The following is a 26,406-nucleotide window of genomic DNA, read 5'->3' as shown; positions in this document are numbered from 1 at the left end:
GCCCATGACGACCTACCTGGACTTTTTCGAGCTCACGACGGAGCCCTTCTCCAACGCACCGGTCAGCCGGTTCTATTACAACTCCGTCCAGCACTCGCAGGCCCTCACCCGGCTGATGCACGCCGTGGGCTACATGAAGGGCCTGTCCATCCTCGTGGGTGACATTGGCGCGGGGAAGACGACGCTGGCTCGGCGGATGCTCGACTCGCTGCCCGAGGCCGAGTACGAGGCCGCGCTGCTCGTCATCATCCACTCTGGCATCACCGCCAACTGGCTCTTGCGGCGCATCGCCCTGCAGTTGGGCGTGGAGAACCCGGCCCAGGAGAAGCTGGCGCTCCTGTCCCAGCTCTACCAGCGGCTCTTGCAGATCTACGAGTCCGGCAAGAAGGCCGTCGTCCTCATCGACGAGGCGCAGATGCTGGAGACGCGCGAGCTCATGGAGGAGTTCCGCGGCCTGCTGAACCTCGAAGTGCCCGAGCGCAAGCTCATCTCCTTCGTCTTCTTCGGGCTGCCGGAGATCGAGAAGAACCTCAAGCTGGACCCGCCGCTCGCCCAGCGCGTGGCCTTCCGGTACAAGCTCGAGCCCTTCACCGCCGAGTCCACCGAGGCCTACATCAAGCACCGCCTGCGGCTGGCCGGCTCGCCCCGGATGCCCTTCACGGCCGAGGCGCTGTTGGCCATCCACAAGGCCTCCGGCGGCACCCCGCGCGTCATCAACACCCTGTGCGACAACGCGCTCTTCGAGGCGTTCCTGGCCCGCCAGGAGAGCATTGGCGAGGAGCTCGTCCGTCGCGTGGCGGACAACCTGGGCCTGGTGGGCTCGGCGCTGCCCCCGGCAGAGGGTGCGCCCGCGAAGCCTGCCCCCCAGCCGAGCAGCCGGGCAGCCGGCTCGAAGGTGGATCTCGCGGAGATCGACCGCTACCTCGAGGGGCTCGGTAAGCTGTAGCGGCTTTGGCCACGCAGAGCCGTCAGGGGGCGCTCCGAGCGCTGGGAGTCATTGCCGTCCTCGTCGTGGGGGCGACGATGGCTCTGCGCACGTCCGTGGCCTGGGACACCGCCTGCACGCTGGCGCGACGGAACCTGCCAGACCTTCTCGGGCTGGACGTGGGCATCGGCCAGTGCGAGCTGGATCCCCTCGGGCAGAAGGTCATCATCCGCGGCCTGTCCCTGTTCTCTCCCGGCACGGAGACGCCGTTGTTCGCCGCGGATCTCGCCGAGGTCCAGTTCGGACTGACGAGTCCCTTCTCTGGCAAGGTGGCCCTGGATCTGGTGAAGGTGCAGCGGCCACGCGTGTCGGTGGATCTGTCGCGACCGTCGAAGGGGACTCCGAGTGAGCCGGGCTCGTGCGCGCTGGCGCCCCTGCAGCGGCTGAAGATCTCCCGGCTGGCGCTCACTGGCGCGCAGGTGAAGGTGGCGCTGCCTGGAGGCCGGCGCGTCGAGGTGTCGGAGCTGGACGTGGGGTGGAAGGATCGCTGGGGCGTCTCCGAATTCGATGTGGAGGCCCGGCGCGGTGTGGTGGTGCTGGGGACCGGCGCGGAGCTGGTGCTGGGCCGGCTGGTGCTCGACGGCGGGCTGGATGTGGACGAGCAGTCGCTGGAGCTCAGCCGCGCCGAGGTGGCGCTGGACGATGCCACCGTGAGCGTCTCCGGGCGCGTGGAGGAGCTGTGCCATCCCACGCTCGCGCTGGATGCGCAGCTGTTCTTCCCGCTGCGGACGCTGACCGAGGCGGGAGTGCTGTCCAGGCCTGCTTCCGGGCACGTGTGGTCCCGCCTCACTGTGAATGGCCCGCCTGCGGCGCCGAGCGTGTCCGTGGAGGTCTCCGCGAACAACCTCGCCTATGAGCGCTACGGGCCGACCTCGCTGACGGCGCGGATGCACTACACGGGCGATCGCATCCTCGTGGAGAAGGTGGCCGTGCCCGTGGGCGCCGGGCGGGTCGAGGCCCATGGCACGGTGCGGCTCGCGCCGAATCTGCCCATGGACGTGGAGGTGGAGACGTACGACGCCTCCTTCGGACGCATCATGGCGCAGGCAGGGGTGAAGGGCTCGTGGGTGGACTTCCCAGCGACGCTCTCGGCGCACCTGTCCGGGACGATCCTGCCTCGGCCGCAGCTGTCCGGAGAGGCGGATCTGCGCACCGGCCACTTCGTGCTGGCCACTCGCGCCTTCGATGCGCCCGAGAAGAAGGGGCTCCTGCTGCTCGACTTCGAGCGAGGACGGGTGCAGACGCAGGTGAAGATCCTTCCCGATCGGGTGACTTTCACCGGAGCGCAGGTGGAGTCGGGGCACTCGAAGGTGGGCACGGATGTGACGCTCTTCTACGACGGCTCGCGCGGGCTGGAGGTGCGCGGCGAGGGCGAGCTGGAACTCTCGGACTACGGCGCGGTGGCGGAGCTGCCCTGGGCGGGCCGTGGCAGCGCGACCTTCTCCGTCGTGGGGCCCTACGCCGACGTGCGCGTGGACTCGAGCATGTCCATGCGGGACTTCACCTTCTGGGGCTTCAACCTGGGCGTGGTGCAGGGGAAGATCTCGTACGAGGACATGGTGCTCGACTTCCCGGCCATCACGGGCCAGAAGGGCCGCACCCAGTACTTCGGCAAGGCCGCGCTCACCTTCGGCTCATCGCTGCACGCCAGGGCCGAGGTGAACGTGCCGCAGGGGCGCACGGAGGATCTGCTGGATGTCATCGCCGGCCTCCACCCGAACATCGCCGTGATGCAGGGGACGGTGGCGGGCCTGGCCTCGGGGCGGGTGGAGATCGACAGCCCGGTGGATCGCTTCGAGGGGTTGGCGGCGTTCGACTTCAAGGACACCACCTACTACGGGCGCCGGATGGGAGACGGTTCCTCGCGGCTGCGCTTCGTGGATGGCAAGGCGATGGTGCTGGAGCGCACCACCCTGAAAGGGCCGCTCGGCACGAGCTGGGTGGAGGGCACGTTCACCTTCGCGGGTGGGCTGGACTACCGCTTCGGAGGCGAGAACCTCGCGCTGGCGGAGATGGTGGGGGCGGAGCTCGCCGAGCGCATGGGTGTGCAGGGCCTGCTCAAACTGGAGGGCACCGTGAGCGGCAACTCCACGCTGCCCATCGTCGATGGGACGCTGACGGGCGCTCACATCACCTTCGCGGACCGGGATCTCGGCTCCATGCACCTGGTGGGCAAGATGACGGGCCGCGATCTGGAGATCACCGGCAAGCCCTTCCAGGACGCCAGCGGCTTCCTGGAGATGAAGGTGAAGGAGCCGTTCCCCTTCGAGCTCTCCGTGATGCTCGCGCTGCCGGAGATCCGCCCGCTGCTGCCCGCGAACGTGGTGACGCAGGGCATGTCCGGTTCGCTCTCGGGCACGCTGAGTGTCCAGGGCAACGTCCGCAATGTGGAGGCCGCGCAGGTGACGGCCCTGGTGGACCAGCTGACCCTGGCGCGTGGCAGCTTCCATGGCACCAACGATGGACCCATCACCCTGAACTACACGGGCGGGAAGCTCGTCGTGGATCCGTTCACCTTCCGGGGCCCGGATACGGAGTTGTCGGCCTCCGGCTGGGTGGGGCCTCGCACGCTGGACATGAACGTGCGCGGCAACGTGGACCTGCGCGTCGCGGAGACGCTGCTGCCCGAGGTGGAGCGCACGGGCGGCCGGGTGGAGTTCCAGGGGCAGGCCACTGGCACACTCGACAAGCCCACGCTGGTGGGCGAAGCGTCCGTGTCCGACGTGCGGCTGTCCTGGCGCGGTCGCCCCGTCACCCTGCGCAATGTGTCCGGCCTGGCCACCTTCACCGAGCAGGGCGTGCTGCTCAAGGGCTTCCGAGGTCTGCTCAACGAGGGGCGCGTCACCGCCAGCGGCGAGGTCGTCCTCAAGCAGTTCCTGCCAGACCGGTTGTCTCTGGTGGCCGAGCTGGAGGACGTCACCTACCGCTACACGGACGATCTGCCCATCACCGCCTCGGGCGCCTTGCAGCTCACGGGAACGCCGGATGCCATGCTGCTGGCCGGAGACGTGGACATCCTCCGGCTGCGCTACCAGCGGGGCCTGGAGCTGGACTCCATGCTCAAGAACCTGGGGAAGCGGACGGTCGGAGGCGTGCTGCCCACCACCGCGGACAAGCCTCGCGAGTTCCTCACCTATGATGTGCGCGTCCACCTCAAGGACGTGCGCGTGGACAACAACCTGGCCCGAGCGCGGCTGCTCGGGGACCTGCGCCTGACGGGCACCAACGTGCGCCCAGGCCTGCTCGGCCGCGTGGAGGCCGATGAGGGCAGCCAGGCCTTCTTCCGCAACAACCAGTTCGCCATCAGCCAGGCCCAGGTCGACTTCCGGGACCGCTATGGCTTCGATCTCGTCTTCGACGTGCGAGGCCAGACGCAGGTGCGCGAGTACACCGTGAAGGTGCACGCCTTCGGACCGCCCACGGACTATCAGGTGCTCTTCTCCTCCGAGCCGGACCTGCCCGAAGGAGATGTGGTCTCCCTGCTCACCCTGGGCGTGACGAGCACGGACAAGGACACGGCGGCCTCGGCCAGCGCGGGTCTGGCCGCCGAGGCCCTCTTCAACGTTTCGGGATTGGACCGGCAGGTGAAGCGGTTCCTGCCTAGAAATCGAGTGCTGAGGGACTTGTCCTTCCAGATCTCCACCACGTACAACGATGCGACCAGACAGGCGGAGCCGACCGCACAACTGGAGTCGAAGATCCTCAGCGATCAGCTTAAGATCGGCATGACACAACCCGTCAGCGGGCGTGGGACACGCGCCCGGGCCGAGTACCGCTTCGACAACCGCCTCTCCGCACAGGCCCAGTGGGACAACGAGAACAGCGAAGCCGCGTTCGGCAACCTTGGACTCGAGCTCAAGCTGAGCTGGGAGGTCGAGTAGCGCTCGCGCTATGCCTGCTGACCAGCAGCGTGGCCCTGGCTCGTCCCAATGCGCAGGAGCCCTCCCAGGCGGCCGAGGAGAGCGCGGAGCCTCGGGCGCAGGGCGCTCCGGACGTCATGGCGGTGGAGCTCGTCCTTCCGCCGGGCTCGGGCTCGGATGCGCAGGGGTTGTCCTCCCTGGTGACGGTCCGCCGGGGGCAGGTGCTTTCTCCCCTGGCGGTGCGCCGGAGCCTGGAGGGGCTGTGGAACACGGGCCGTTTCACCAACGTGGAGGCCCGCGTGGTGGACGTGCCCGGTGGCGTTCGGCTGGTGTTCTACCTCACGCCGGTGCAGCAGCTCGTGCGGCTCGTCGTCGAGGGCAACGTTGCCCTGTCCGATGAGGAGATTCGCAAGGCGAGCGGCCTGCAGGAGTACGCCCCGCTGGATCCCGATAGCGTGGACACGGCAATCACCGCCATCGAGGAGGCCTACAACCACAAGGGCTATGACCAGGCCCGGGTGATGGTGTCCCAGGAGCCCTCTCCGGGCGGAGTGGTGCTGGTGTTCACCCTGGATGAGGGCGAGCCCACCCGGTTGGGGCGGATGACGCTCACGGGAAGCCCCGGACTGCCGCTGACTCGGCTGTTGGAGGTGCTTGAGCTGAGTCCCGGTGCCATCTTCGATCAGGCGCGGCTGGATGCAGGGCTCGAGAGGCTGCGCGCGTTGCTGCGCTCGGAGCACTACTACCGGGCCCGGGTGGGGGCTCCCACGGTGACCCTGGAGGCGGGTCGCGCCACGGTGGCGCTGCCGGTGTCCGCCGGGCCTCGCTACAGCTTCCACTTCCATGGCAACTACCACTTCCCGGAGGAGGTGCTGGAGCGCGTGCTGTCCTATGACGGCGCGGAGCCGCTGGATGCCGGGGTGATGTGGAACCTCGCGCGGCGGGTGATGAACTTCTACCGCTACCGGGGCTTCAGCGACGTGCGCGTGACTCCTCGAGAGGTGCGCAAGCCCGACCATGCGGAGGCGGTGATCGTCTTCGAGATCGAAGAGGGCCACCCGCTCACGGTGACGGAGGTGCGGTTCCAGGGAAACCGGGCGCTGCCCAGCGGTGTGCTCCGCGAGGTGCTCGCCGAGCGCATCCGTGCCAGTGAGCCGCTCCCGGACCTGGAGCTGCCGCTGCGAGACGATCCCCTGCAACTCGACGGGCGTGACAGCCGGGGACCTCGCTCGCTGCCGCTCGCGCCGGATCCGCACACCGTCTTCGTGGAGGAAGCCTACCTGGAGGCCGCCGAGGTGCTGACGGAGGCGTACCGCGAGCGCGGCTTCCCCAACGCCCAGGTGCGCTTCCACCGCCTGGAGATGGACGTGAACGGGCGCACGGCCGTGGCGGAGTTCGAGGTGGAGGAGGGCTCGGAGGCGCGCGTCGGCGAGGTGGTCGTCGAGGGTCTGCCGCCAGGGACGAGCTCCACGGGCCTGGAGCTGGCCGAGGGAGACTCGCTGAGCGAGGAGGCGGTGGAGCGGGCTCGGCAGAACCTGGAGCGGACGCTGGCTCGGGCCGGGTACATGTTCGCCCGCGTGCAGGTGGAGGCGCAGCCCGGCGGAGACGATCCGCGCTATATGAAGGTGACGCTGCGCGTGGAGCCGGGCCCTCAGGTGCGCGTGGGCCGCATCCTCTTCCAGGGTCTGGTCCGCACGGACGAGAAGACGGTGCGCGCCATCCTGGGCCTGGATGTGGGCGGCACGCTGGATCCGGAGTCTCTCGCCGAGGGCCGGCGCCGGCTCGCTCGGCTCAACATCTTCCGCCAGGTCGAGGTGCAGCTGCGCGAGCCCAATCGCCGCGAGGAGCTCAAGGACATCCTCGTCACGGTGCAGGAGCGTCCGCGCATCGACGGCGAGGTGTCCGGTGGCTACTTCCTGGTGGACGGTCCCCGCGTCACGCTGGATACGGCGTTCCCCAACGTGGACGGGCGCGGGCTCAACCTGCTGGCTCGCGGGAAGATCAACTACGTGGGCCTGAGCCAGGAGGCGTTCTCTGGCGGGTACTCGGGTGTGGAGGACAGCTCGTTGAAGGGATGGGAGGGGCTGGGCGGCCGAGGCAGCGTGTCGGCGACGCAGCCTCGCTTGAGCCTCTTCCTGCCGCAGGAGATTGGCGGCCGGGCGGACCTCATCGCCGAGCGGGTCCACCGGCCTTCGTACCTCTCCACGCGGTTCGCTACGGTAGGAGGCCTGGACTGGGCGGTGGCTCGCTGGCTGAACCTGTCGCTCCAGGGCGAAGTGGAGCACAACCGCCTGCGCTCCCGGAGCGGCGTGCTCAGCGTGCCGAGCCGCGCGGACCAGGAGCGGCTGCGCTTCCCGTACGGCATCTTCACCCTGGTCTCGTTGCGGCCGTCCGCCACGCTCGACTTCCGGGATGACCCGACGAATCCGCGCAAGGGCGCGCTGTTCTCCACGAGCGCGGAGTTCACGCGAGGTCTGTCGGTGGCGCCCACGGACGCGGCGGGCAACTCCGTGCCGGACTTCCCCATCAACGAGGTGAAGCTGTCCGGGAGCTTGAGCCTGTATGCGCCGCTGGGACAGCGCGCGAGCGTGGCGCTCTCGGCGCGGGCGGGCACCATCGTCCCGCTGGCGACGGGGGCGCAGTCCATCGGCTCGAAGCTTTTCTACCTGGGTGGCTCCTCGAGCCTGCGCGGCTTCCGGGAGGATGGTGTGCTGCCCGAGGACCAGCGCGCGGAGGTACGCCGGCAACTCGAGGAGTGCGCCGGCGTTATCAACCAGGCGGGGTGCTCACCGGAGGTAGCGGCGGTGCTCGCGGGGCAGGTGCCCCTCAGCCAGGGCGGCGGGCTGTTCACCCTGGGCAAGGCGGAGCTGCGCGTGCCGGCCTTCTCCTCGCTGGATCTCGGGCTGTTCTTCGAGGCGGGCAACCTCTGGGCGGACCGTACGAACTTCGAGCTGACGGTGCTGCGGTACACGGTGGGAGTGGGCTTGCGCTATGTGACGCCGGTGGGACCGCTGGCCTTCGATGTGGGCTTCAACCTGGATCCGGACGAGACGTTCAACGAGCCGAGCACCCAGTTCCACTTCAGCATCGGAGTCTTCTGAGGAGGTGCGTGTGTCCGAGGCTCGGAGCCAGCAACAGGTTCTCGTCGCGCTCGTGGCGTGCCTGGGCGCCGGGTGCGCCAGTGCTCCCGCCCCGGTGGAGGGGCCTGTGCGGCCGAAGTGGATGCCTCCGGTGATGACGTGTCCGGCGGAGGCCATCGATCAGATGAAGCGGATGGGCCTCAAGGTGGGGGACCGCATCCCGGTGGTGGTGGACGAGACGCAGAACCGGCCGGGCTCGGCGCACTACAAGAGCCGGTTCGTCATGTCGCTGCCCAAGGTGGAGGAGGGCGAGCTCAAGGACATGAGCATCGCCGGCTATCTGTACGTGGCCAGCCACCGCGTGTTCGGCCGGTACGACCGCGCCTACGTTCGCTACTACGAGAACGGCAAGCTGCGAGACTTCTACGAGGTGTCCTTCTGCGGCGTGTTGGTGGATCCCCGGTGGGACAAGGACGGGGAGGGGATCATCGCCTACCCGGGGCCCGAGCGTGGCACGGCGGTGGTCCAGGACTCGAAGGGCATCATCGAGGTGGTGGACCGCTTTCCCTGAACCCGCGCCGTGGCGGATTGGGGGCCCGGGACGCGTCAGCGCAGTCCCCAGTAGGCCACCATGCCGGCCGCGATGCCGAGCCAGAGCTTGCGGAACTTCCAGCTCACCGCCGCGGCCAGCGCTGCCGCGAGGAGCCGCACCCCGGTTTCGCCTCTCTCGCCCGGGAGCGCGGGGACGACCAGGGCGGCGAAGACGGCGATGGGCACGAAGCGCAGGAAGCGCTCCCAGAAGGGCGGCACGCTCGCGCGCAGCCACAGGCCGGCGAGCCGGGAGGCATAGGTGACCGCGGCCATTCCCAGGATGATGGGCAGGGTGTTCATGGAGCCTCCGCCTCCGTGGGATCGCGAGGTGCGGGCTGCTCCGCCGTGAGGAGGGCCCCGACGAGGCTGCCGACTACCCCCGCGATGAGGAGCGCGATACCTCCGGGAAGCACTCGGGAGACCGCGAATGCGAGGCCGCCAGACAGCACGGCCACCGTGAGCTCCACCCGGCCGCGCAGCATGGGGATGAGCAGCACGAGGAACGCGAGCGGGAAGACGAAGTCCACTCCGAGCCGTGAGGGATCCGGCAGGCCCTGGCCGATGATGGAGCCCGCGAGCGTGAACAGGTTCCACGGCACGAAGATGCTCAGCTCGGTGCCGAGCAAGTAGGCGAAGGAGGGCTGCGGCTCGGCGAGCACCATGCCGTACGCCTCATCCGTGAGGAGGTGCGCGGCGATCCATCTCTCCCCCGGGAGCAGGGGAAGTCGCCGCGAGAGCGACAGCCCGTAGAGCACGTGGCGGACGTTGAGGAGCAGTGTGGTGAGGACGATCTCCACGCCCGAGGCGCCTGCCGCGAAGAGGCCCACCGCGCTGAACTGGGCGCTGCCCGCGAAGACGAGGACGCTCATGAGCTGCGTATCGAGCATCCCGAGCCCCGCGCCTCGGGCGCTCACCGCGTAGGCCAGGGAGAAGGGGATGATCCCCAGCCACAGGGGAAGGACGGCTTGGAAGCCGCGGAGGAAGTCCCGGAAGAAGTGAGGACGACTCATGCCCTCACGTTACGGAGCCTCTAGGGTGCCCGTCTTGAAGGATCCTGCGCTGGCGGCGTAGCGGCCCGGTGTCAGCCCGATGCGCCGCTTGAACTCGCGTGTGAGGTGGCTCTGGTCGCTGAACCCCAGCGCGGCGGCCACCTGGCCCGGAGGCAGCCCCTGGCGCAGCAGCTCCCGAGCCCGGCGCACCCGCAGCTCGATCTGGTACGCGTGGGGAGGCAGGCCGACCTCGCGGCGGAACACGCGCACGAAGTGGAAGACGCTGAGGCCCGCGAGGTTCGCGAGGTGTTCCAACGTGACGTTCTCGCCGGGGTGGGCCTCCAGGTAGTCACGGGCCCGGCGGACCGCCTCGTTCTCATTGCCCACGGAGCGCGCATCGGGGCGCGGGGCCGCGTGTCGGCTCACGAGCGAGACCAGCGTGGCGAAGAGCCGGGACTGGCGCTCCAGCGCGGAGGCGGGCCGCTCCATGGAGTCATGCAGGGCCCGGATGAGCTGGGCGGCGTCGGGATCGTCCACGACGGCGGCTCCGAAGAAGGGAGTGCCTCGCGAGCGGCCGGTCAGCTCGGTGGCGACGTCCTCCAGCAGCCGGGGGGCCGGGTAGAACATCCGATAGGTCCAGCCGCCGTCCTGGACGCTGTGGCCGGTGTGGAGCTCTCCCGGGTTCACCAGGACGACGGTGCCGGCGGGGGCGTACTGCATCTCGCCTCGGTACCGGAAGGCCTCGACTCCTCGCTCGATGACACCCAGCGCGAACCCGTCATGGCTGTGTGGAGCGAAGGTGTGGGTGATGTACGTGGCCTTGAGCAACTCCAGCCCACCCAGCTCCTCGGCTCGCCAGAAGACACATTCCTCTCGAGGGCCCAGCCCCTGAGGGGCTCCATGCGCGGCGACGAAGTCCTGCCGGGGGACGGAGAGTGGGTGGGGAGGAGACATCCAGGTGGGGCTCCCTTGGTGCCAGCCAAGGCTCGATTCCTGGAGCGTAAGAGGGAGGAGACGCCGGGTCTTGAAGAAATTTGCTGCGCTGCCCCTCCTGGGAGGGGAGCCCCCCGTCGGCGGCAGGGTTTCCGAACCTGTCTGCCAGGTGGACAGGTTCGGCGCGGTCGCGCCCGGAGGGGGCTCCTCCCGGGTTCACGGCAGGTGAGTCCGAGTGGGTGGACCTCGGGGCCCGGTGTAGAGTGCCTCCGTGTTCTACGCGTTCATCCGTGGCCTGGTGTCCCTGGCGTTGCGGCTGTTCTACCGGGTGAAGGTGAATGCCCCGGCCGCCGAGCCCCAGGGCCCCGTCATCTTCGTGGGCAACCATCCCAATGCGCTCATCGACCCGGCGCTCGTGTTCGTCATCACCCAGCGCGAGGTGACGTTCCTGGCCAAGGAGCCGCTGTTCCGGATGCCCGTCATCGGGTGGATCCTCAAGGGGCTCCACGCGCTGCCCGTCTACCGGAAGCAGGACAACCCGGGGCAGGCGGTGAAGAACGAGGGCACGCTGGAGGCTGCTCGCACCGCGCTCGTGCAGGGCCGCGCCATCACCATCTTCCCCGAGGGCCGGAGCCACTCAGAGCCGATGCTCGGGGAGCTGAAGACGGGCACGGCGCGCATCGCCCTGGGGGCGGCTCGCGAGGGGGCACCGGTGCGGATCGTCCCGGTGGGGTTCACCTACGGCGAGAAGAACGTCTTCCGCAGCACCGTGCTCATCGAGGTGGGGCCGGCCATCGAGGTGATGCCCTTTCTGACCAAGCAGGGGGCCACGGAGGCCGAGGAGAAGGAGGCCTCTCGTCAGCTCACCGAGCGCATCGCCGCGGGCCTCAAGGCCGTCACCGTGAACATGGAGAAGTGGGAGGACCTGCCGCTCATCCAGACGGCCGAGCAGCTCTACGCGTTCCGTCAGGGAGAGCAGACGGACCGCGAGCGCCTGAAGCACTGGGCGCGAGGCCTGCAGCTGTTCCGCTCCGAGGAGCCCGAGCGCTTCGAGCAGGTGCGCTCCTCACTGATGTCCTTCCGGCGGCGGCTGGAGCTCGTCCACGCGGATCCGAAGGATCTGACGCTGGTGTACCAGTCCGGACAGGTGGCGACGTTCGTGGTGAAGAACCTGCTGGCGCTGTGTCTGGGGCTGCCGCTGTTCGCGCTGGGGCTGGCGCTGTTCCTCCTGCCGTACCAGGTGCCTCGGCTGGCCTCGCGCAAGATCGAGCTGGACACCCAGGCTACGGTGAAGTTCCTGGGCGCGCTCCTCATGGCGTTGCTGTGGTGGCCCGGTCTCACGGTGGTGGCCTGGTTGCTGGGCGGGTGGATCTGGGGCGTGGTGGTGCTGGTGGGCGTGCCGCCGCTGGCGCTCTTCACCCTCTACTTCTCCGAGCGCTGGGTGGGGCTGATGCGGGACATCGGCGTGTTCTTCACGCTGGGCAGTCGGGCTCGGCTCAAGGCCCTGCTGCTGCAGGACGGGGAGCGTCTGGCCGCCGAGGTGGAGAAGCTGGCCGGAGAGTACCGGCCCCGCGTGGAGCAGGCCGTCTCGCCGTGAGGCAGGGATGCCCGAGTCTCAAGACTCGTGCTCGATGTTCTCCAGCTCCTTGCCTCGGGTCTCGCGGATGTACTTGATGGTGAACAGGAGCGAGAGCACCGCTGCGGCGGTGTAGAGCCCATAGGCGAAGCCCAGGCCTGCCTTCTGAAGAGCGGGGAAGGTGGCCGACACCACGAAGTTGGCCACCCACTGCATCGCCGCGGCCAGCGACAGGGCCACCGCGCGGATCCGGTTGGGGAACATCTCACCCAGCATGACCCAGACCACGGGGCCCCACGAGAACCCGAAGCAGAAGACGTAGAGGTTGGCGCAGATCAACGCCACGAGGCCTCGGGTGCCCTGCAGCACCGGATGGCCGTTCACGTCGAGCCCCGCGGTGCCGAACAGGAACGCCAGCAGCCCGAGCGTGAGCGCCATGCCCACCGAGCCCGCGATCAGCAGCGGCTTCCGCCCGAACCGGTCCACGCAGAGGATGGCGAGCACCGTCGTGACGATGTTGGTGACGCTGGTGATGACGGTGATGGCCAGTGAGCTCTGCTCGGAGAACCCCACCGCCTGCCACAGCACGCTCGAGTAGTAGAAGATGACGTTGATGCCCACGAACTGCTGGAGCATCGCGAGGATGATGCCCACCCAGACCACGGGCAGCAGGCCGAACCGCCGGCCGCGAAGATCTCCCAGGCGGGGAACGGTGACGTTGGTCAGCGAGCGGCGGATCTCCAGCACCTTGGAGGGCGCGGTGTCGCCGACGATGCCTCGGAGCACCTCGACGGCCTCCCGCTCGCGTCCGCGAGCGACGAGGAAACGCGGAGACTCGGGGATGAGCATCGAGCCGATGCCATAAAGGACGGCGGCGGGCAGCGCGGAGAAGAACATCCAGCGCCATGCCGGGAAGCCCAGCCAGGACACGGACATGGCGGAGCCGGCCTGGGTGGCCAGGGCGTAGTCCCCCATCAGCGCCGCGAAGATGCCGATGACGATGGCCATCTGTTGAAGCGAGCCCAGCCGGCCGCGCAGGTGTGCCGGAGCAATCTCAGCGATGTAGGCGGGGGCCATGACGCTGGCCATGCCGATGGCGCCTCCACCGATGAGCCGCCAGAAGCCGAGCGTCGTGAGCGAGCCCGCAAGTCCCGAGCCCACGGAGCTGATGACGAAGAGCGCGGCAGCCACGGCCATGGTGCGCGGCCTGCCGAGCCGGTCCGCCAGGTGTCCCGAGAAGAACGCGCCGATGGCCGAGCCCACCAGCGCGGCGGACACCGCCAGCCCCAGGGCCCACTCGCTGGCGTGGAAGGTGTCTCGCACGGCGCCGATGGCCCCGTTGATCACCGCCGTGTCGAAGCCGAAGAGGAACCCTCCGAGCGCGGCGACCGTGGACATGAGGATGGTGCGCGTGGCGGAGAGTTGGGTCTGGATGGACGGAGGTCTCCCCGCTTGGGTCTCGACGGCGCCGGCCATGGTCTGCTCCTCCTCGCGGCTGCCCCCTCAGCGGAGCGAACCCTCGTAAGGCAAAGCTAGGCACCCACCCCAGGCGCTTGGGCAGGCGGTCCAGCAGGCCCCATGTGCCCTGCCTCGGAGGCGCTTCCGGCCCTCCAAAAACAGAAAAACCGTATTTCCCGCTTTCCTTTTGGCGCAGAAGGTCATAAATGACCTTTTCAAGGACATGGAAAAAGTTCAATCAATCACCCCCTGGAAGGGGCAGTTTCACTACATGGAAGCGCTCATCGGGAGCGCGCACAGCCTGCCGACGCTGCCAGTGGGGTGCGGCTCGGAGAGCCGGGAGGTGGAGCAGGGGCTGTTCGCGGGGCGCTACCTGCTGCGTCGGGTGTTGGGGCGAGGGGGGATGGGGACGGTGTACCTGGCGCAGGACGAGGTGCAGGGGGAGCGGGTGGCGCTGAAGGTGTTGGATGCGTCCTTCGCGAGGAACCCGGTGGCGCTGGAGCGGTTCAGCCGGGAGGCGCGGCTGGCGCAGCGGATCTCCCACCGGCACGTGGCGCGGGTGTTCGAGCTGGGCAGCTCCGAGGGGCGGGCGTTCCTGACGCTGGAGTACGTGGACGGGGAGGATCTCCGGGCGCGGTTGCAGCGGGAGGGCTCGTTGAAGGCGATGGTGGCGGCGCGGGTGGCGCTGGCGGTGTGCGCGGGGTTGGGAGCTGCGCACGAGGCGTCGGTGGTTCACCGGGATCTCAAGCCGGCCAACGTGATGCTGGAGCGAGGGGGGCGGGTGGTGCTGACGGACTTCGGTATCGCCCGGGCGATGGAGGATGAGGGGCCGGGAGGGCTGACGCTGCAGGATGGGGTGGTGGGCACGCCGCAGTACATGGCGCCCGAGCAGCTCACCGAGTCTCCGGTGGATGCGCGCACGGACGTGTACGCGGTGGGGCTGTTGCTGTTCGAGATGCTGACGGGAGAGCCGGCGTTCCAGGCCACCACGTTGAAGGGGGCCTACGAGCGGCTGCGTCGGCCGCCGCCGGATCCGCGCGAGTGCACGAAGGTGCCGGCGGCGCTGGCTGCGCTGGTGCTGCGGTGCCTGGCCAGGGCTCCTGAGGAGCGGCCAGCGGGGGCGGCCGAGGTGTCCCGGAGCCTGGAGGCGTGGTTGGCGCAGTGATGAGGGGTACGGCCCTGCTGGAGGTCCGCGCTCTGGCGGTGCGCGGAGTCGCACAGAGTTGGCGGCGTCAGGGGCTCTGGGGACTGAGCTTGTCCGCGCGACGGATCTCCTCAGTCAGCCATGGGAGGTAGCGGTAGGTGCTCGTGAAGGTCGACTTCCTGCCGGGGGAGGTTCTCGAACTGATGCCAACGAGCACGGGACCGATGGATTCCTCACGGAAACAGGGGCCGCCGCTATCGCCCGGGAGAGCCAAGGCTCCGGGGGGCTCGATGGTGAACAGCTCACCGCCGGTCTTTGTCACGATGTTCCTGCCGAAACGGCGAGTGGGCTGGCTGTCAGTGAAGACGACCAGTCCGTTCTCGACGTTGTCCGCGCCATAGCCAGTCGCGATGACGCTCTCATTGAGCTGGATATTCGTCGTGGCAGGGGGTGTCGGTGAAACCGAAGGCTCCATGGCTCGCTTCAGGACGATGACAGCGAGATCCGCTTTGCTCTCCTCCACGACATCCACGAGCACATAGCGCTTCCCTTTGTCGGTCAGGGCATGAGCGACCTTGGCCTCGGGAGGCAGCAGGAGCTTCTTCTTCCGGAGGATAACCTTGAAATCCCGATGGGGGCGGACGTCTCCGGTGTAGCTCGGGAAGTCTCTGGGCTGCACCCCTGTCTTGACGGTGGCCGTCTTCTCACACGTCGAACTGTCGAGGAGGGTGGCTGACTTGTCCTCACGTCCCCGGCACACACAGTGAGCTGCAGTGAGTACGAGCCGAGGATGGATGAGGACGCCACTGCAGTTTTCAAGTGCGGAGAGCGAGACATAGACGGTCGAGGAGAATCGGTTCTGCGTGTCGCCCTCGCCTCGAAGAATGCTCGGGAGTTCATCCGTTGGCTGGACTTCGGGCAGGGCTTGCTCTTCAGCGGACTCCTCGCGCACAGGAGTGCTGCCAGCGCACCCGCTGAGGGCGAGCGGTAGCAGGAAAAGACTGTCTTGGCTGCCTGGCCCACGCGTGCCTTGTTCATCGGGCTGAATCCTTGCTTCTCGACGGAGTTTTCAGAGAAGGGAGGGGACGGCCGAGTTCGGAGAGGATCCACTCCCGATGAGGGAATGTGCTCGTGAACGCAGGTCCATCCTTGGAGTCCAGGGTCGTCACACCCACGAGCATGGGTTCTTTGCCTCCTTCGACCAGGCATGGTTCGCCACTTCCAGTGGTGAAGGGGGTTCCTGCTGGCTCGAACAGGATCTCCTCGGAGGCGGTCATCGGGAGCCGGGTGATCTTCTTCCTGCCGAAGCGGCGACGTCCCTGGATCAAGTCAGATCTCCCATCGAATCCATAGCCAGCAATGGTGAAGGGTTCGGCGAGCGTCACCTCTGCGCTCGGAAGACGAGGTGCCATCGGCACATCGTCGACGGGTTGTTCCAGGACGATGACGGCGAGATTGGCGCGATTGGAGAGTGGAGTTGCCTGCTCACTCAGGAGCACCTCGAGGCTGGGGTGGGGACGCACCCTGCCGTGATAACTCCGCAACTTCTCCGCCATGACTTCTGACGGATGGCTGCCCGCCAGAGAAGAGATGACGGTCTCTACCTTGGCATCTTCGGCGCACCGAGAGCCGTCAATGACGGAATGCACCTCTCCGGCGGGGGAAGAGATCGGGTGGGCCCCGCATACGCAATGGCCCGCTGTGAGAACAAGGTGCGGGCTGAGCAGGACCCCGCTGCAGCGGATGGGCTCCCGAGGTCCCAATGAGACCTCGACCATGACCGTGAACGAAAAACGGTTCCGGACATCGCGAATCCCATCCGAAAAGGAGAAACGCGGGTCGACGGGGAGGGTTTCGTATTCATCCTCCGTGATGAACCCGATGTCGTCATCGTCACCAGCATCACCTGCGTCAGGTCTGAGTGGCTCGGGTGATCCTGTAGATGAATTCGAGGGGCATCCCTTGCAAGACAGCAGGAGCGCTAGCGAGAGCAAGACCGCGGCGAAGCGTGGGCAATGGTCTCGCACAGGGAACAATCCCTCCGAATGGTGCACGGTGCCCGCCGCGAGCGGCGGCTCAGCGCTGACGGGGCACGGCGTCTCGGAACCACTTCGAGCCGATGAGCAGCGCCACGCCCCCCAGGAGCACTGGCACCGCATTCACCTCGATGGCGGTGGTGAGGCTGGAGTTGTCGGCGATGTTGCCGATCAACGACGGAGAGATGGCGTCTCCCAGCAGGTGGATACAGAGCACGTTGAGCCCCATGGCGAAGGCTCGAAACGCCGGCTGCACGCAGTTGACGATGGCCGCGTTGATGGGACCGCTGTTGAGGAACACCAGGAACTGCGCCACCGCGATGACGGCGAACGTCGCCGCCTGGGACTCCAGGTTCACCGCGATGTACATGAACGGTGCGGCGAGCAGCAGCCCCACGCCCGAGACGAACAGACCACCGCCCTCACGCTTGCGGTCCATCCTGTCCCCGAGCCACCCACCCGCCACCGTGCCCAGCAGGCCCGCCGCGGCGGTGATGGCGCCGAAGATGAAGCCCGCCTTGTCATCGGGCATGCCCCGCGTCTTCACCATGTACGTGGGCATCCAGAAGCCGAGCCCGCCGATGGAGAACGTCATCAGCGTGTAGCCCGCCGTCGTGGCCCAGAACGCCTTGTTGCCCGCCAGTCCCTTGAGCCCCACCTTGAAGGGGAGCTTCGTCTGCGCGTCCGGCCCGTCCATGGCCCCGCGCTGGGGCTCGGGCATGAAGAGGGCCATCGTGCCCAGGATCAATCCCGGCACTCCGCCTGCGAAGAAGGCCGTGTGCCACGAGTACGCGCTGCTCAGCCACCCACCCAGGCCGTAGCCCGCCGCCGCTCCCACGGGGATGGCGATGTAGAAGTACGAGAGCACCCGCGTCCGCTGCTCCCGGGGATACAGATCCGAGATGATGGATGGCGCCACCGCGCCATAGCCCGCCTCGCCGATGCCGATGACGGCCCGCGCGATCATCAGCGTGACGAAGGTAGTGGCCAGACCCGAGGCTCCCGTGGCCAGACTCCAGATGAGCACGCCACCGGCTACGAGGAACTTCCGGGGGATACGGTCTCCCAGATAGCCGCCGATCGGCGAGGCCAGCATGAACACCACGATGAAGACGGTGCCCAGCAGGCCCGACTGCGTGTTGTTGATGCCCAGCTCCTTCTGGATGTTGGGCAGGGCGCTCGCGACGATGTACCGGTCCAGGTAGTTGACCAGGTTGATGAGCGTGAGGATGAGGAGCGCGTAGCCCGCGCGCACGCCAGAACTCTCGTGCGGGGGGCTTGCCACGGCGGGCGAGAGGCTCATGGGTGAGAGGCTCCGAAGCGGTGCGCCATCAGTCCCCAGCGCAGGCCGCGATCGCTCACGCGGCACTCGTCGAGCCCCAGGGCGCGCAGGGCCTCCAGCAGGATGTGCGCACCGGCGGGGATGACGTCCGCGCGCTTGGGCTGCAATCCGCGGAACTTCTGGCGCTCAGCCACGGGCACACCGCAGAGCTGGCTCACGAGCTGCTCGAGCTGAACCCGGGTGAGGGTCCCCCCGTGCACGCGCGAGGAGTCGTAGGGATCGATGCCGTTCTGCACCGCGTAGAGCGTCGTCACCGTGCCGGCCACGCCCACCAATTCGGCGGCGGGAGGAGGCGGCGGCAGCGTGGCGAACGTCTCCCGCAGGAACGAGGAGACGCGCTGGCGCTCTTCGGCGGAGGGCGGATCCGAGCGAATGAAGCGCTCGGTCAGGCGCACCGAGCCCACGTCATAGCTGTGACGGAAGTCCACGCGCCCGGCGCTGTTACCGTAGATGAACTCCGTGGAGCCTCCGCCGATATCGATGACGAGCAGAGGCCCGGCGGCAGTGCTGCCGAAGTCCATGTACGCCGACGCGAACGAGAGCTGTGCCTCCAACTCCCCGGAGATGATCTCCACCGCGACACCGGCCCGGTCCCTGGCGGCGGCGAGGAACTCCGCGCCGTTCTGGGCATCGCGCGCCGCGCTGGTGGCGGACACGGCGATGCCCTCGGCACCGAGGGAGCGGGCCTCGTCGGCGAAAGCGGTGAGGATGGAGAGCGTGGCCTCCATGCCCTCGGGGGACAGGCGACGGCTCTGGTCGACGCCTCGTCCCAGCCGGGTGATCTCGGCGCGTTCCAGCACGGCCTGGAAGTCGCCCTCGGGAGATCGGTCCGCGACGAGCAGCAGGACCGAGTTGGTGCCCACATCAATGGTGGCAAAGCGCGGCATTGGCCCGGAGCCTACTCAACGGAGCAGCGCTTCCAAAGCCTCTGCCAGGGTCTGGTACTCGGTGTGGGTGTTATAGACCTGGGCGGACAGCCGGAGGTGGCGCTGAGGAGGCTTGGGCCACGCCGTGATGGGCACCTCGATGTGCCACTCGTGGAAGAGCCGCTCCTGGAGCGGATCCAGGTAGTAAGGAGGAGGAGGCTCGGCCGGAAAGCCATCTGGCAGGCTCACGGTCGCCATGGCGCCCACCATCTCCTCCGGACAATGCGGAGCTACGCGAAGTCGCTCGCACAGCATCCGGTGCGCGGCCAGAGCCTTGGCCCGATTGTCGGCCATCAGCGCGGGCCAGCCGCCAGGGAGCAGTCCACCCATGAATCGCAGGGCGTGGGGGACGCAGAGGGCGGGAGTGGGGTCATCCGTCCCCGTCCAGTCGAAGTCCAGACGGAAGCGAGAGCGATCCTGGCGGGGCGAGTTGTGGCCGTGGCTCACGGAGAGCGGCTTGATGCCGGCCTGGAGGTCCTTGCGCACGTGGAGGAAGGCGGCGCCCTTGGGGGCACAGAGCCACTTGTGGCAGTTGCCGGTGTAGTAGCCAGCGCCGAGCTCACGCAGGGAGAGGGGCACCTGCCCCGGGCCGTGCGCGCCATCCACGAGCGTCTCCACACCCTCCTCGCGCAGGGCGCGGATGAGCTCCTTCAACGGCATGATGAGCGCCGTCTGGCTGCTGATGTGGTCGATGAGCAGCAGCCGGGTGCGAGGGGTGACCTGCTCCAGCACGGCTTCCACGATGGCCCGGGGTGACGGGACGGGCCAGGGCAGTCGGGCCATCACCACCTTCGCCCCCGAGAGTCCCGCGACCCAGTCCAGCGCGTTACGCGACGCGTTGTACTCGTGGTTGGTGGTGAGCAGCTCATCGCCGGGAGCCAGGCGCAGCGAGCGCAGCACCGTGTTCACCCCGGCGGTGGCGTTGGGGACGAAGGCCAGATTGTCCGGATCCGCGTCGAGGAACGAGGCCAGTGCGGCCCGGGCCTCATCGAGCAGCGGCTCGAACTCGCGCACGAGGAAGCGGACGGGCTCTGACTCCAGGCGCGCGCGCAGCTCGGCCTGCGCCTGGAGCACCTCGGTGGGACAGGCACCGAACGCGCCGTGGTTGAGGAAGAGGATGTCGGGATCGAGCGACCAGCGGGCGCGGAAGGGCGAGGGGCTCATGGAGCCCAGTCGGGAGTCAGACCGCCGCTCTTCTCCATGGGCAGGGCGATCTGGTTGTTGCCGTCCGCCGTCATGACATAGAGCCGGGGCGAGCCATCGCGAGTGGAGGTGAAGAGGACGAGGCGGCCGTTGGGAGAGAAGACAGGCTCCTCGTTGTTGCCCTGGTCCTGCGTGAGGCGGCTGATCTTCCCGGTGTCGACGTTGACGTTGAAGAGATCGAACGCGTTGCGCTCATCGCGCGCGGTGAAGGCGATGAGGTCGCCTCGGGGAGACCAGTCCGGAGTCTGGTTGTAGTTGCCCTGGAAGGTGAGCCGCTTGGGGTTCGAGCCGTCCGCGTTCATCACGTAGATTTGCGGCGAGCCGCCCCGGTTGGACACGAAGGCGATGCGCTTGCCGTCCGGAGACCAGCTCGGGCTCGAGTTGATGCCGTAGGGCGTGTCGGTGATGGCCTTGGGAGAGCTGCCATCCGCGTTGGCCACATAGAGCTGGGTGCTCTCGCCCTCGGCCAGGGCGTAGGCGATGCGCTTGCCGTCCGGAGACCAGGCGATGCCGGTGGCCATCTGCCCGTTCTGCACCAGCGCGCGAGCCTCCTCGCCAGGCTTCTGCACGTAGAGGTCCGGCCGGCCCTTGCGGTACGAGGTGTAGCCCACGACGCCTCCGGGCCCGAGGGCGGGCAGCAGGTTGATGCCGCCGTTGGTGAGGGCGCGGGCGTTGTTGCCGTCCCAGTCGGACACCCAGACGTCGCGGTTGGAGCCCGTCTTCCGCACGAAAGTGATGTGGGTGAGGAAGGGGCTGGGCTCGCGGGTGAGGTGGCGGTAGAGCGCGTCCGCGAGGAAGTGCGCCAGCTGCCGGGGCTCGGAGGCGGGCACGTCGTGGCTGACCTTGAGGTCCTCGCGGCCGGTGCCCACGTTGAAGAGCCGCAGCTCACCGCGCAGCGTGGCCCCCTCGGCGCCCAGTTGGACCTTCACGAGCGATTCGGCGCCCACGTCCGTCCAGCGCGCGAAGTTGATGCTGCCGGCGGTGATTCCCTCCTTGGCGTCGGCCGTGAAGCTGGCGCGATCCAGCACCTGGAAGATGCCGGAGGCGCGCAGGTCGAAGAGAAAGGGCGCGTCGAAGTCGTTGGCGGCCTTCTTCCCGCCGTCGTCCACGGTCAGGGGCGCGGGGACGGCCAGGGGCAGAGGGCGGAAGTTGGCGCCGGAAATCTGGATGACCGGGGCCTGGGCGAGCGCCGCGATCGGGAGGAGCAGCAGCGAGATGAGGAGGGCTTTCACGGGCGGAACTCCAGGACGATCCCCTGCTTCTGGAGCGAATCGCGCAGGTGATCGGGGGGAGGAGAGAAGGGCGAGGCTTTCTTCACCGCGGCGAGAACCGCGGCATCGAAGAGATCGTTCCCGCTGGCCGAGGTCAGCTTCGTCTCGATGACCTCACCGGCTCGACCCAGGCGCATCTGCACCAGGGCCTTGAGGTACATGCGCTCGGCATCGGGGATGGTGTCCGCGACGTTATAGTTGCGGCGCACCTGGGAGGAGAGCAGCGCGTAGTAGCGCTCGCCCTCGGCGGTGGCGGAGTCTCCGCTCGGATCGCCGTCCTCGGCGCCCTCCAACTCATCCTCGGGAACCTTCTTCGCCGTCTTGTCGAAGGCGCCAAAGAGCCGCTTGCGCCGGTCCTCCGCGGACGTGTCGCCCTTCTGCGGAGCGGGCGCGGGCTGAGGCTTCGCCGGCAGGACGGGAGCGGCCGTGGGGGAGGGAGGCTTGGGAGGCTCGGCGGAGGGCGGGGCGGGCGGGGCCTTGACCTCCTTGGGAGGCGGAGGAGGCTCTTCCTTGCGGGGCAGCAGCTTCTGATCGCGCGGCTTGCCCAGGCGCACCAGGGACGCCTTGATGACGGGGATGTTCGGGTCCACCTTGGGCCCGGAGGTCAGGAACGAATAGAGCATGCCCACGACGAGGAGCAGGCCATGGCCCGCCACGGACACGCCGAGGAAGATGCCCAGCCGCGAGGGCCGGGACACGAGCATGCTCTGGGAGACGGCCGGGTGAAAGGCCATGGGCTAGCGCTTCGCCTCCTTCTTGGGCTTGGACCCCGCTGAGCCCCCTGCCGGGTCCGGCTTCGCTCCTCCCTTGGACGCCGCCGGAGCCGCCGTCGGGTCGGTGATCATCCCCACGTTGGAGATGCCAGCGCGCTGGGCCGCGGCCATCACCTCCACGACGACGCCGTAGGGCACATCCCGGTCCGCATGGAGGTAGATCTCCTTGTCGGCCTGGGCCTTGGCGTTGGCGGCCAGCTTCTTCTCTAGCTCCTCGAGCTCCACCTCCGCGTCGCCGATGAAGACGCGGCGCCCGGCGTCGATGGAGAGCACCAGCTTCTTCTCGGAGGCCTCCACCGGAGCGGCCTTGGCCTCGGGCAGGTTCACCTTGACGCCCTGCTGGATGAGGGGCGCGGTGACCATGAAGATGATGAGCAGCACCAACATCACGTCCACCATGGGCGTGACGTTGATCTCGCTCATGGTGACGCGGCTCTGGCCCTTGTTGCCTCCGCCCATGCCCATGGCCGAGCCTCCTACTTGAAGAAGTGCCGCTTGATGATGTTGAGGAAGTCCGCCGAGAAGTTGGCCATCTCCGTGTCGAACACCTTGATGCGGCTGACGAACGAGTTGTAGGCCACCACCGCCGGAATGGCCGCGAACAGGCCCGCCGCCGTGGCGAACAGCGCGTTGCCCACCGGCGCGGCCACCGTGGACAGCGTGGCGTTGCCCTTGTCGGCGATCTCGTTGAACGCGTTGAGGATGCCAATCACCGTGCCGAACAGGCCCACGAACGGAGCCGCCGCGCCCACCGTGCCCAGGAACGGAACCCGCGCCTCCAACTCGGTGATCTGCGAGGTGGCCGCCCGGTTCAACGCCCGCTCCACGTTCTCGATGCCGCCCAGCTTGTCGCTCATTGCTCCGTCCGCGCCCTCCTTCGCTTGGGCCAGCTTGGACAGCTCCTCGTAGCCGGCGCAGAACACCTTCGACAGCGGCGAGCCCTCCAGCTTCTGCGCCGACTGGTAGATGACCTCCAGCCGCGTCGCCTTCCAGAAGGTGTCCAGAAAGGTGAGTGACTGTGCGCGAGCCCGGGAGAGCTGGGACTGCTTCATGACAATGAGTGCCCAGGAGCTGACGGACACCCCCATCAGCAGCACCAACACGCTCAGTTCAATGAGCGAGGCGCTGCGGATGATCTCCAGGTAGTTCATGGCGCCGAGCGCCAGGGGCAGGTGCGACATCATGGGCTCAGGCCGTAGCACTCCGATCCGGGGTGGTCAAACAAACCCCGCGAGGCAGGCTGGTTACCTCCGGGGGCAGGGGTGAATAATTCCTGGAGGGTCCCGTCCGAAAGGGCACAACGGGCTGGATGCCCGGTCGCTCCTCTCAACGCCAAGCGGATGCCCCTATGAACTCCCGACTGCTCATCGCATTCCTCTGCATCACATCACTGTCAACCGGCTGCATCATCGAAGACGACTGTCACAGCTGCCACCCCGAGCCGGCCCGGTCGGGCGACGTGACGTTCCTCTGGACGCTCGATGGCCTGCGCTGCGATCAGGCGCGTGACGTGTACGGCGTCAACATCACCATCCCCGGCGAGACGCTGCTCAACAACGGCGAGTACGGGTGCAGCACCTCGGGCGTGGATGGCATCACCCTGCATGACTTCGCGCCTGGCACGTACAGCTTCCACCTCGAGGCCGTCGACTACCGCGGGGTGGTCGTGTTCGAGGGCGCGGGCACCTTCACCATCAACGGCGATGCGCGAGTGACCATCGACCTGGCGCCCGTGGGCCAGCAGGAGTCCTACGCGTACCTGAACTGGACCTTCCCGGGGAACCAGAGCTGCAGCCAGGCGGGTGTCCAGGCGGTGGAGATCTTCCTCGACGGGGTGCGTGTCGCCGACCCCTTCCCGTGCGTCCAGGGGCAGTCCACGCCGGGCCTGAAGACGGGGTACATGTCGCCGGGCAACCACACCATCTCCTTCACGGCGATCGGCTTCCAGGGCGAGGCGCTCTACTACGCCACCGGGCCGCTGACGACGCAGCCGTATGATCCCGTCTTCGCCTCCTACCGGCTGACCGATGGCGGCGCCTCCCTCTCCTGGCGGTTCTCGGATGGCTCGGTGAACTTCGACTGTGCCCAGATCGATCCGGCGGGCACCATGGAAGTGGGTGTGAACCTCCAGGATGTCTCCACGGGCGCGTGGGTCTACGGGAACTCGGGTGACTGGCACCCGTGCAGCGGCAAGCCCATCGTCTACAGGCACCTGCGGCCGGGCAACTACAAGATCTCCCTGTACGCGAAGACGTCCAACAACGTGGAGTACCGCTCCAACCCCAACATCGGCTCGCTCCAGGTGGCCGCTGACCAGTACCCGGGCCCCAACAACTCGCTGGAAGTGGTGATGTACCGCCAGTAACCCAGGTCGGCTGAAAGCAGGGGCAGCGAGAGGGTCGGGGACACAACCCCGGCCCTCTTCGCTTTTGGGGGGCGAAGTGGGCGTTGGCATCAAATGTGATAGGGACTCCGGGTATGCGGCAAGGCAGCCACGGTCCCATCGGGGTGTTCGACTCGGGCGTCGGAGGGCTCACCGTCCTCAAGGCGCTGATGACCCGACTCCCTCACGAGAGCACCCTCTACCTGGGCGACACGGCGCGCGTCCCTTACGGCACCAAGTCTGGTGAGGTGGTGACGCGCTACTCACTCAAGAACGCGCAGTTCCTCCTCGAGCGCGGCATCAAGCTGCTGGTGGTGGCCTGCAACACGGCCTCGGCGGTGGCGCTGCCCGCACTGTCCTCGGCGCTGCCGGTGCCGGTGCTGGGGGTGATCGCTCCCGGAGCTCGCGCGGCACTGCAGCGGACCAAGGGTGGCGGGGTAGGCGTCATCGGCACGCCGGGCACCATCAAGTCCGGCGCCTACCAGCGTGAACTGCAGGCAGCCGAGCCCCACGTCCGGGTGAAGGCGCGAGCCTGCCCGCTCTTCGTCCCGCTGGCGGAGGAGGGGTGGACCGTGGGTGAGGTGCCGCACCTGGTCGCGCGCGAGTACCTGGCGGACTTCGCTCGGGAGGGCGTGGACACGCTGGTGCTGGGGTGCACGCACTACCCGCTGCTCAAGGGCGTGATCGCCGAGGTGGTGGGGCCGAGCATGGCGCTGGTGGACTCGGCGGAGGCCACGGCCGAGGCGGTGGCGGAGCTCCTCACCCAGCGCGAGCTGCTGGCTCCCGAGGGCTCGCCCACGACGCATGGCTACTACGTCACGGACGTGCCCGAGCGCTTCGTGGAGGTAGGAGCGCGCTTCCTGGGGCGCCCCATCCCCTCCGCGGAGCAGGTGGACCTGAGCTTCTAGGCGCTGCTGCCGGCCCTCAGGCCGACGGGCGCGCGGAGGACACGGAGTCAGCGTCCTCGGTGCGCTCCAGCAGTGCCTTGGCGGCTTGCACCACAGGAGCCTCGCCCTCGGCGGCGGAGGCCACGAGCGCCGTGGCGGCCTCCGTGCCGATGTCGTCCTGGCGCGGCAGCAGCCCGGTGGCCCAGGTGACGATCCGCTCCAGCGTGGTGAAGAAGCCGATCATCAGCAGAGGCTTGTTCAGCCAGCCCACGGTGATGCAGTAGTACTTGTTGTACGGCGCGGTGTGATGGATCTGGTGGTGTGCCGGCGGCAGGATCAGGTGCACGCGCTGGAAGAAGGCGATGACCGGCGGCGGGTTGTCCAGGTGGGACCACTTGTGGAACTGGTTGGTCGCCATCACCCAGAAGATCATCGAACCCAGCGAGGCTGCCAGGAACACCCACATGGAGCTGGTGTGGGGCATGGCCACGCACATGATGGCCACCGGGATGGAGATCGCGCAGTTGTTGCCGTTGGTCTCGATGAAGTCGTGGCGGGTGATGGCCTTCTCGTCCACATGGTGCTCGCGGAAGGGCCGAACGAAGGCCTTGCCCAGCACGGGCATGTTCGCCGAGCCCCAGGTGTCCGCCATCCAGTGGACGAAGCCGGACACGAAGTCCGCGGCCAGGTAGCCCACCAGCACCGCGCTCAGCAGCAGCCAGGGCCCCATGTGCGGGTTTCCCCACAGCTGGTACGCCAGCAGCCCCTCCAGGGACATGAAGATGACGATGCTGCCGATGTCCATCAGCCGGATGGCTCGCGTGTAGCCCTTGGCCAGGGTCTGGGCGTCCTGGTGACGGACCTTGTTGGTGACGTTGTTCTTCATCTCACACCTGGGTAGGAGCGCCGTGGAGGCTGCTGTTCACAGCGGAACCGTACGTAGCCTAGCCGGATTCTGGTTTTCAACGA

General features: G+C 68.0%; 22 protein-coding genes. 8 read left to right on the top strand and 14 right to left on the bottom strand.

Annotated elements, in window-relative coordinates; all coding sequences use genetic code 11:
• Nucleotides 1-4 precede the first annotated feature (4 nt).
• From KY501_RS29695 to KY501_RS29680, 4 genes are all read left to right on the top strand, one after another.
• On the top strand, nt 5-946 hold the full coding sequence (locus tag KY501_RS29695; protein WP_224366853.1) for an ExeA family protein: 942 nt from the start codon (nt 5-7) through the stop codon (nt 944-946).
• Nucleotides 947-951: 5 nt separating this feature from the next.
• On the top strand, nt 952-4,866 hold the full coding sequence (locus KY501_RS29690; protein ID WP_224366852.1) for a translocation/assembly module TamB domain-containing protein: 3,915 nt from the start codon (nt 952-954) through the stop codon (nt 4,864-4,866).
• Between the two features lie 116 nt (nt 4,867-4,982).
• Nucleotides 4,983-7,946: a POTRA domain-containing protein gene (locus KY501_RS29685; RefSeq protein WP_224367063.1), complete on the top strand. Its 2,964-nt coding sequence runs from the start codon at nt 4,983-4,985 to the stop codon at nt 7,944-7,946.
• 10 nt (nt 7,947-7,956) lie between these two features.
• The gene (locus tag KY501_RS29680; protein ID WP_224366851.1) at nt 7,957-8,496 is read left to right on the top strand and encodes a hypothetical protein; all 540 of its coding nucleotides are present in this window, start codon (nt 7,957-7,959) and stop codon (nt 8,494-8,496) included.
• Between the two features lie 35 nt (nt 8,497-8,531).
• On the opposite strand, the gene KY501_RS29675 is transcribed toward KY501_RS29680, so the two are convergent.
• Genes KY501_RS29675 through KY501_RS29665 form a run of 3 tightly spaced genes read right to left on the bottom strand, consistent with a single transcriptional unit; the run spans nt 8,532 to nt 10,459 of the window.
• Entirely contained in the window at nt 8,532-8,816 is a 285-nt protein-coding gene (locus tag KY501_RS29675; protein ID WP_224366850.1) for an AzlD domain-containing protein, read from the bottom strand.
• On the bottom strand, nt 8,813-9,526 hold the full coding sequence (locus tag KY501_RS29670; protein WP_224366849.1) for an AzlC family ABC transporter permease: 714 nt from the start codon (nt 9,524-9,526) through the stop codon (nt 8,813-8,815). Before KY501_RS29670 ends, KY501_RS29675 begins: the two co-directional genes overlap by 4 nt.
• A 9-nt stretch (nt 9,527-9,535) precedes the next feature.
• Entirely contained in the window at nt 9,536-10,459 is a 924-nt protein-coding gene (locus KY501_RS29665; RefSeq protein ID WP_224366848.1) for an AraC family transcriptional regulator, read from the bottom strand.
• A 250-nt stretch (nt 10,460-10,709) separates the two neighbouring features.
• On the opposite strand from KY501_RS29665, the gene KY501_RS29660 reads away from it, so the two are divergent.
• Complete coding sequence (locus KY501_RS29660; RefSeq protein ID WP_224366847.1) at nt 10,710-12,035, top strand: lysophospholipid acyltransferase family protein; 1,326 nt, start codon at nt 10,710-10,712, stop codon at nt 12,033-12,035.
• A gap of 18 nt (nt 12,036-12,053) precedes the next feature.
• Here KY501_RS29660 and KY501_RS29655 read toward each other — a convergent pair whose 3' ends face one another.
• The gene (locus KY501_RS29655) at nt 12,054-13,490 is read right to left on the bottom strand and encodes a sugar porter family MFS transporter (protein ID WP_224366846.1); all 1,437 of its coding nucleotides are present in this window, start codon (nt 13,488-13,490) and stop codon (nt 12,054-12,056) included.
• A gap of 253 nt (nt 13,491-13,743) precedes the next feature.
• Here KY501_RS29655 and KY501_RS29650 point away from each other — a divergent pair, with 253 nt between their 5' ends.
• Entirely contained in the window at nt 13,744-14,637 is an 894-nt protein-coding gene (locus KY501_RS29650) for a serine/threonine-protein kinase (protein WP_224366845.1), read from the top strand.
• A 67-nt stretch (nt 14,638-14,704) separates the two neighbouring features.
• Here KY501_RS29650 and KY501_RS29645 read toward each other — a convergent pair whose 3' ends face one another.
• From KY501_RS29645 to KY501_RS29605, 9 genes are all read right to left on the bottom strand, one after another.
• Nucleotides 14,705-15,568 (bottom strand): trypsin-like serine protease, encoded by an 864-nt coding sequence (locus KY501_RS29645; RefSeq protein WP_224366844.1) that lies wholly within the window; start codon nt 15,566-15,568, stop codon nt 14,705-14,707.
• Between the two features lie 82 nt (nt 15,569-15,650).
• The gene (locus KY501_RS29640) at nt 15,651-16,610 is read right to left on the bottom strand and encodes a trypsin-like serine protease (protein WP_224366843.1); all 960 of its coding nucleotides are present in this window, start codon (nt 16,608-16,610) and stop codon (nt 15,651-15,653) included.
• Nucleotides 16,611-16,692: 82 nt separating this feature from the next.
• Complete coding sequence (locus KY501_RS29635; RefSeq protein WP_224366842.1) at nt 16,693-17,955, bottom strand: spinster family MFS transporter; 1,263 nt, start codon at nt 17,953-17,955, stop codon at nt 16,693-16,695.
• Complete coding sequence (locus KY501_RS29630) at nt 17,952-18,881, bottom strand: Ppx/GppA phosphatase family protein (RefSeq protein ID WP_224366841.1); 930 nt, start codon at nt 18,879-18,881, stop codon at nt 17,952-17,954. Before KY501_RS29630 ends, KY501_RS29635 begins: the two co-directional genes overlap by 4 nt.
• A gap of 15 nt (nt 18,882-18,896) precedes the next feature.
• Entirely contained in the window at nt 18,897-20,084 is a 1,188-nt protein-coding gene (locus KY501_RS29625) for an aminotransferase class V-fold PLP-dependent enzyme (RefSeq protein ID WP_224366840.1), read from the bottom strand.
• Nucleotides 20,081-21,355 (bottom strand): DPP IV N-terminal domain-containing protein, encoded by a 1,275-nt coding sequence (locus tag KY501_RS29620; RefSeq protein ID WP_224366839.1) that lies wholly within the window; start codon nt 21,353-21,355, stop codon nt 20,081-20,083. The genes KY501_RS29625 and KY501_RS29620 overlap by 4 nt, the downstream gene beginning before the upstream one ends.
• The gene (locus KY501_RS29615; RefSeq protein ID WP_224366838.1) at nt 21,352-22,128 is read right to left on the bottom strand and encodes a cell envelope integrity TolA family protein; all 777 of its coding nucleotides are present in this window, start codon (nt 22,126-22,128) and stop codon (nt 21,352-21,354) included. Before KY501_RS29615 ends, KY501_RS29620 begins: the two co-directional genes overlap by 4 nt.
• Before the next feature lie 3 nt (nt 22,129-22,131).
• Nucleotides 22,132-22,632 (bottom strand): protein TolR, encoded by a 501-nt coding sequence (gene tolR, locus KY501_RS29610; protein WP_224366837.1) that lies wholly within the window; start codon nt 22,630-22,632, stop codon nt 22,132-22,134.
• An 11-nt stretch (nt 22,633-22,643) separates the two neighbouring features.
• Complete coding sequence (locus KY501_RS29605; protein WP_224366836.1) at nt 22,644-23,351, bottom strand: MotA/TolQ/ExbB proton channel family protein; 708 nt, start codon at nt 23,349-23,351, stop codon at nt 22,644-22,646.
• Between the two features lie 164 nt (nt 23,352-23,515).
• On the opposite strand from KY501_RS29605, the gene KY501_RS29600 reads away from it, so the two are divergent.
• Complete coding sequence (locus KY501_RS29600; RefSeq protein WP_224366835.1) at nt 23,516-24,532, top strand: hypothetical protein; 1,017 nt, start codon at nt 23,516-23,518, stop codon at nt 24,530-24,532.
• Nucleotides 24,533-24,645: 113 nt separating this feature from the next.
• Nucleotides 24,646-25,458 carry a glutamate racemase gene (gene murI, locus KY501_RS29595; protein ID WP_224366834.1) on the top strand — a complete coding sequence of 271 codons (813 nt, stop codon included), beginning with the start codon at nt 24,646-24,648 and terminating at the stop codon, nt 25,456-25,458.
• 16 nt (nt 25,459-25,474) lie between these two features.
• On the opposite strand, the gene carF is transcribed toward murI, so the two are convergent.
• Nucleotides 25,475-26,323 carry a plasmanylethanolamine desaturase gene (gene carF / locus KY501_RS29590; RefSeq protein ID WP_224366833.1) on the bottom strand — a complete coding sequence of 283 codons (849 nt, stop codon included), beginning with the start codon at nt 26,321-26,323 and terminating at the stop codon, nt 25,475-25,477.
• Between the last annotated feature and the right edge of the window lie 83 nt (nt 26,324-26,406).

Source organism: Hyalangium versicolor, assembly GCF_020103695.1.
Classification (GTDB): domain Bacteria; phylum Myxococcota; class Myxococcia; order Myxococcales; family Myxococcaceae; genus Hyalangium; species Hyalangium versicolor.
This window is presented reverse-complemented; position numbering and strand designations above follow the sequence as displayed.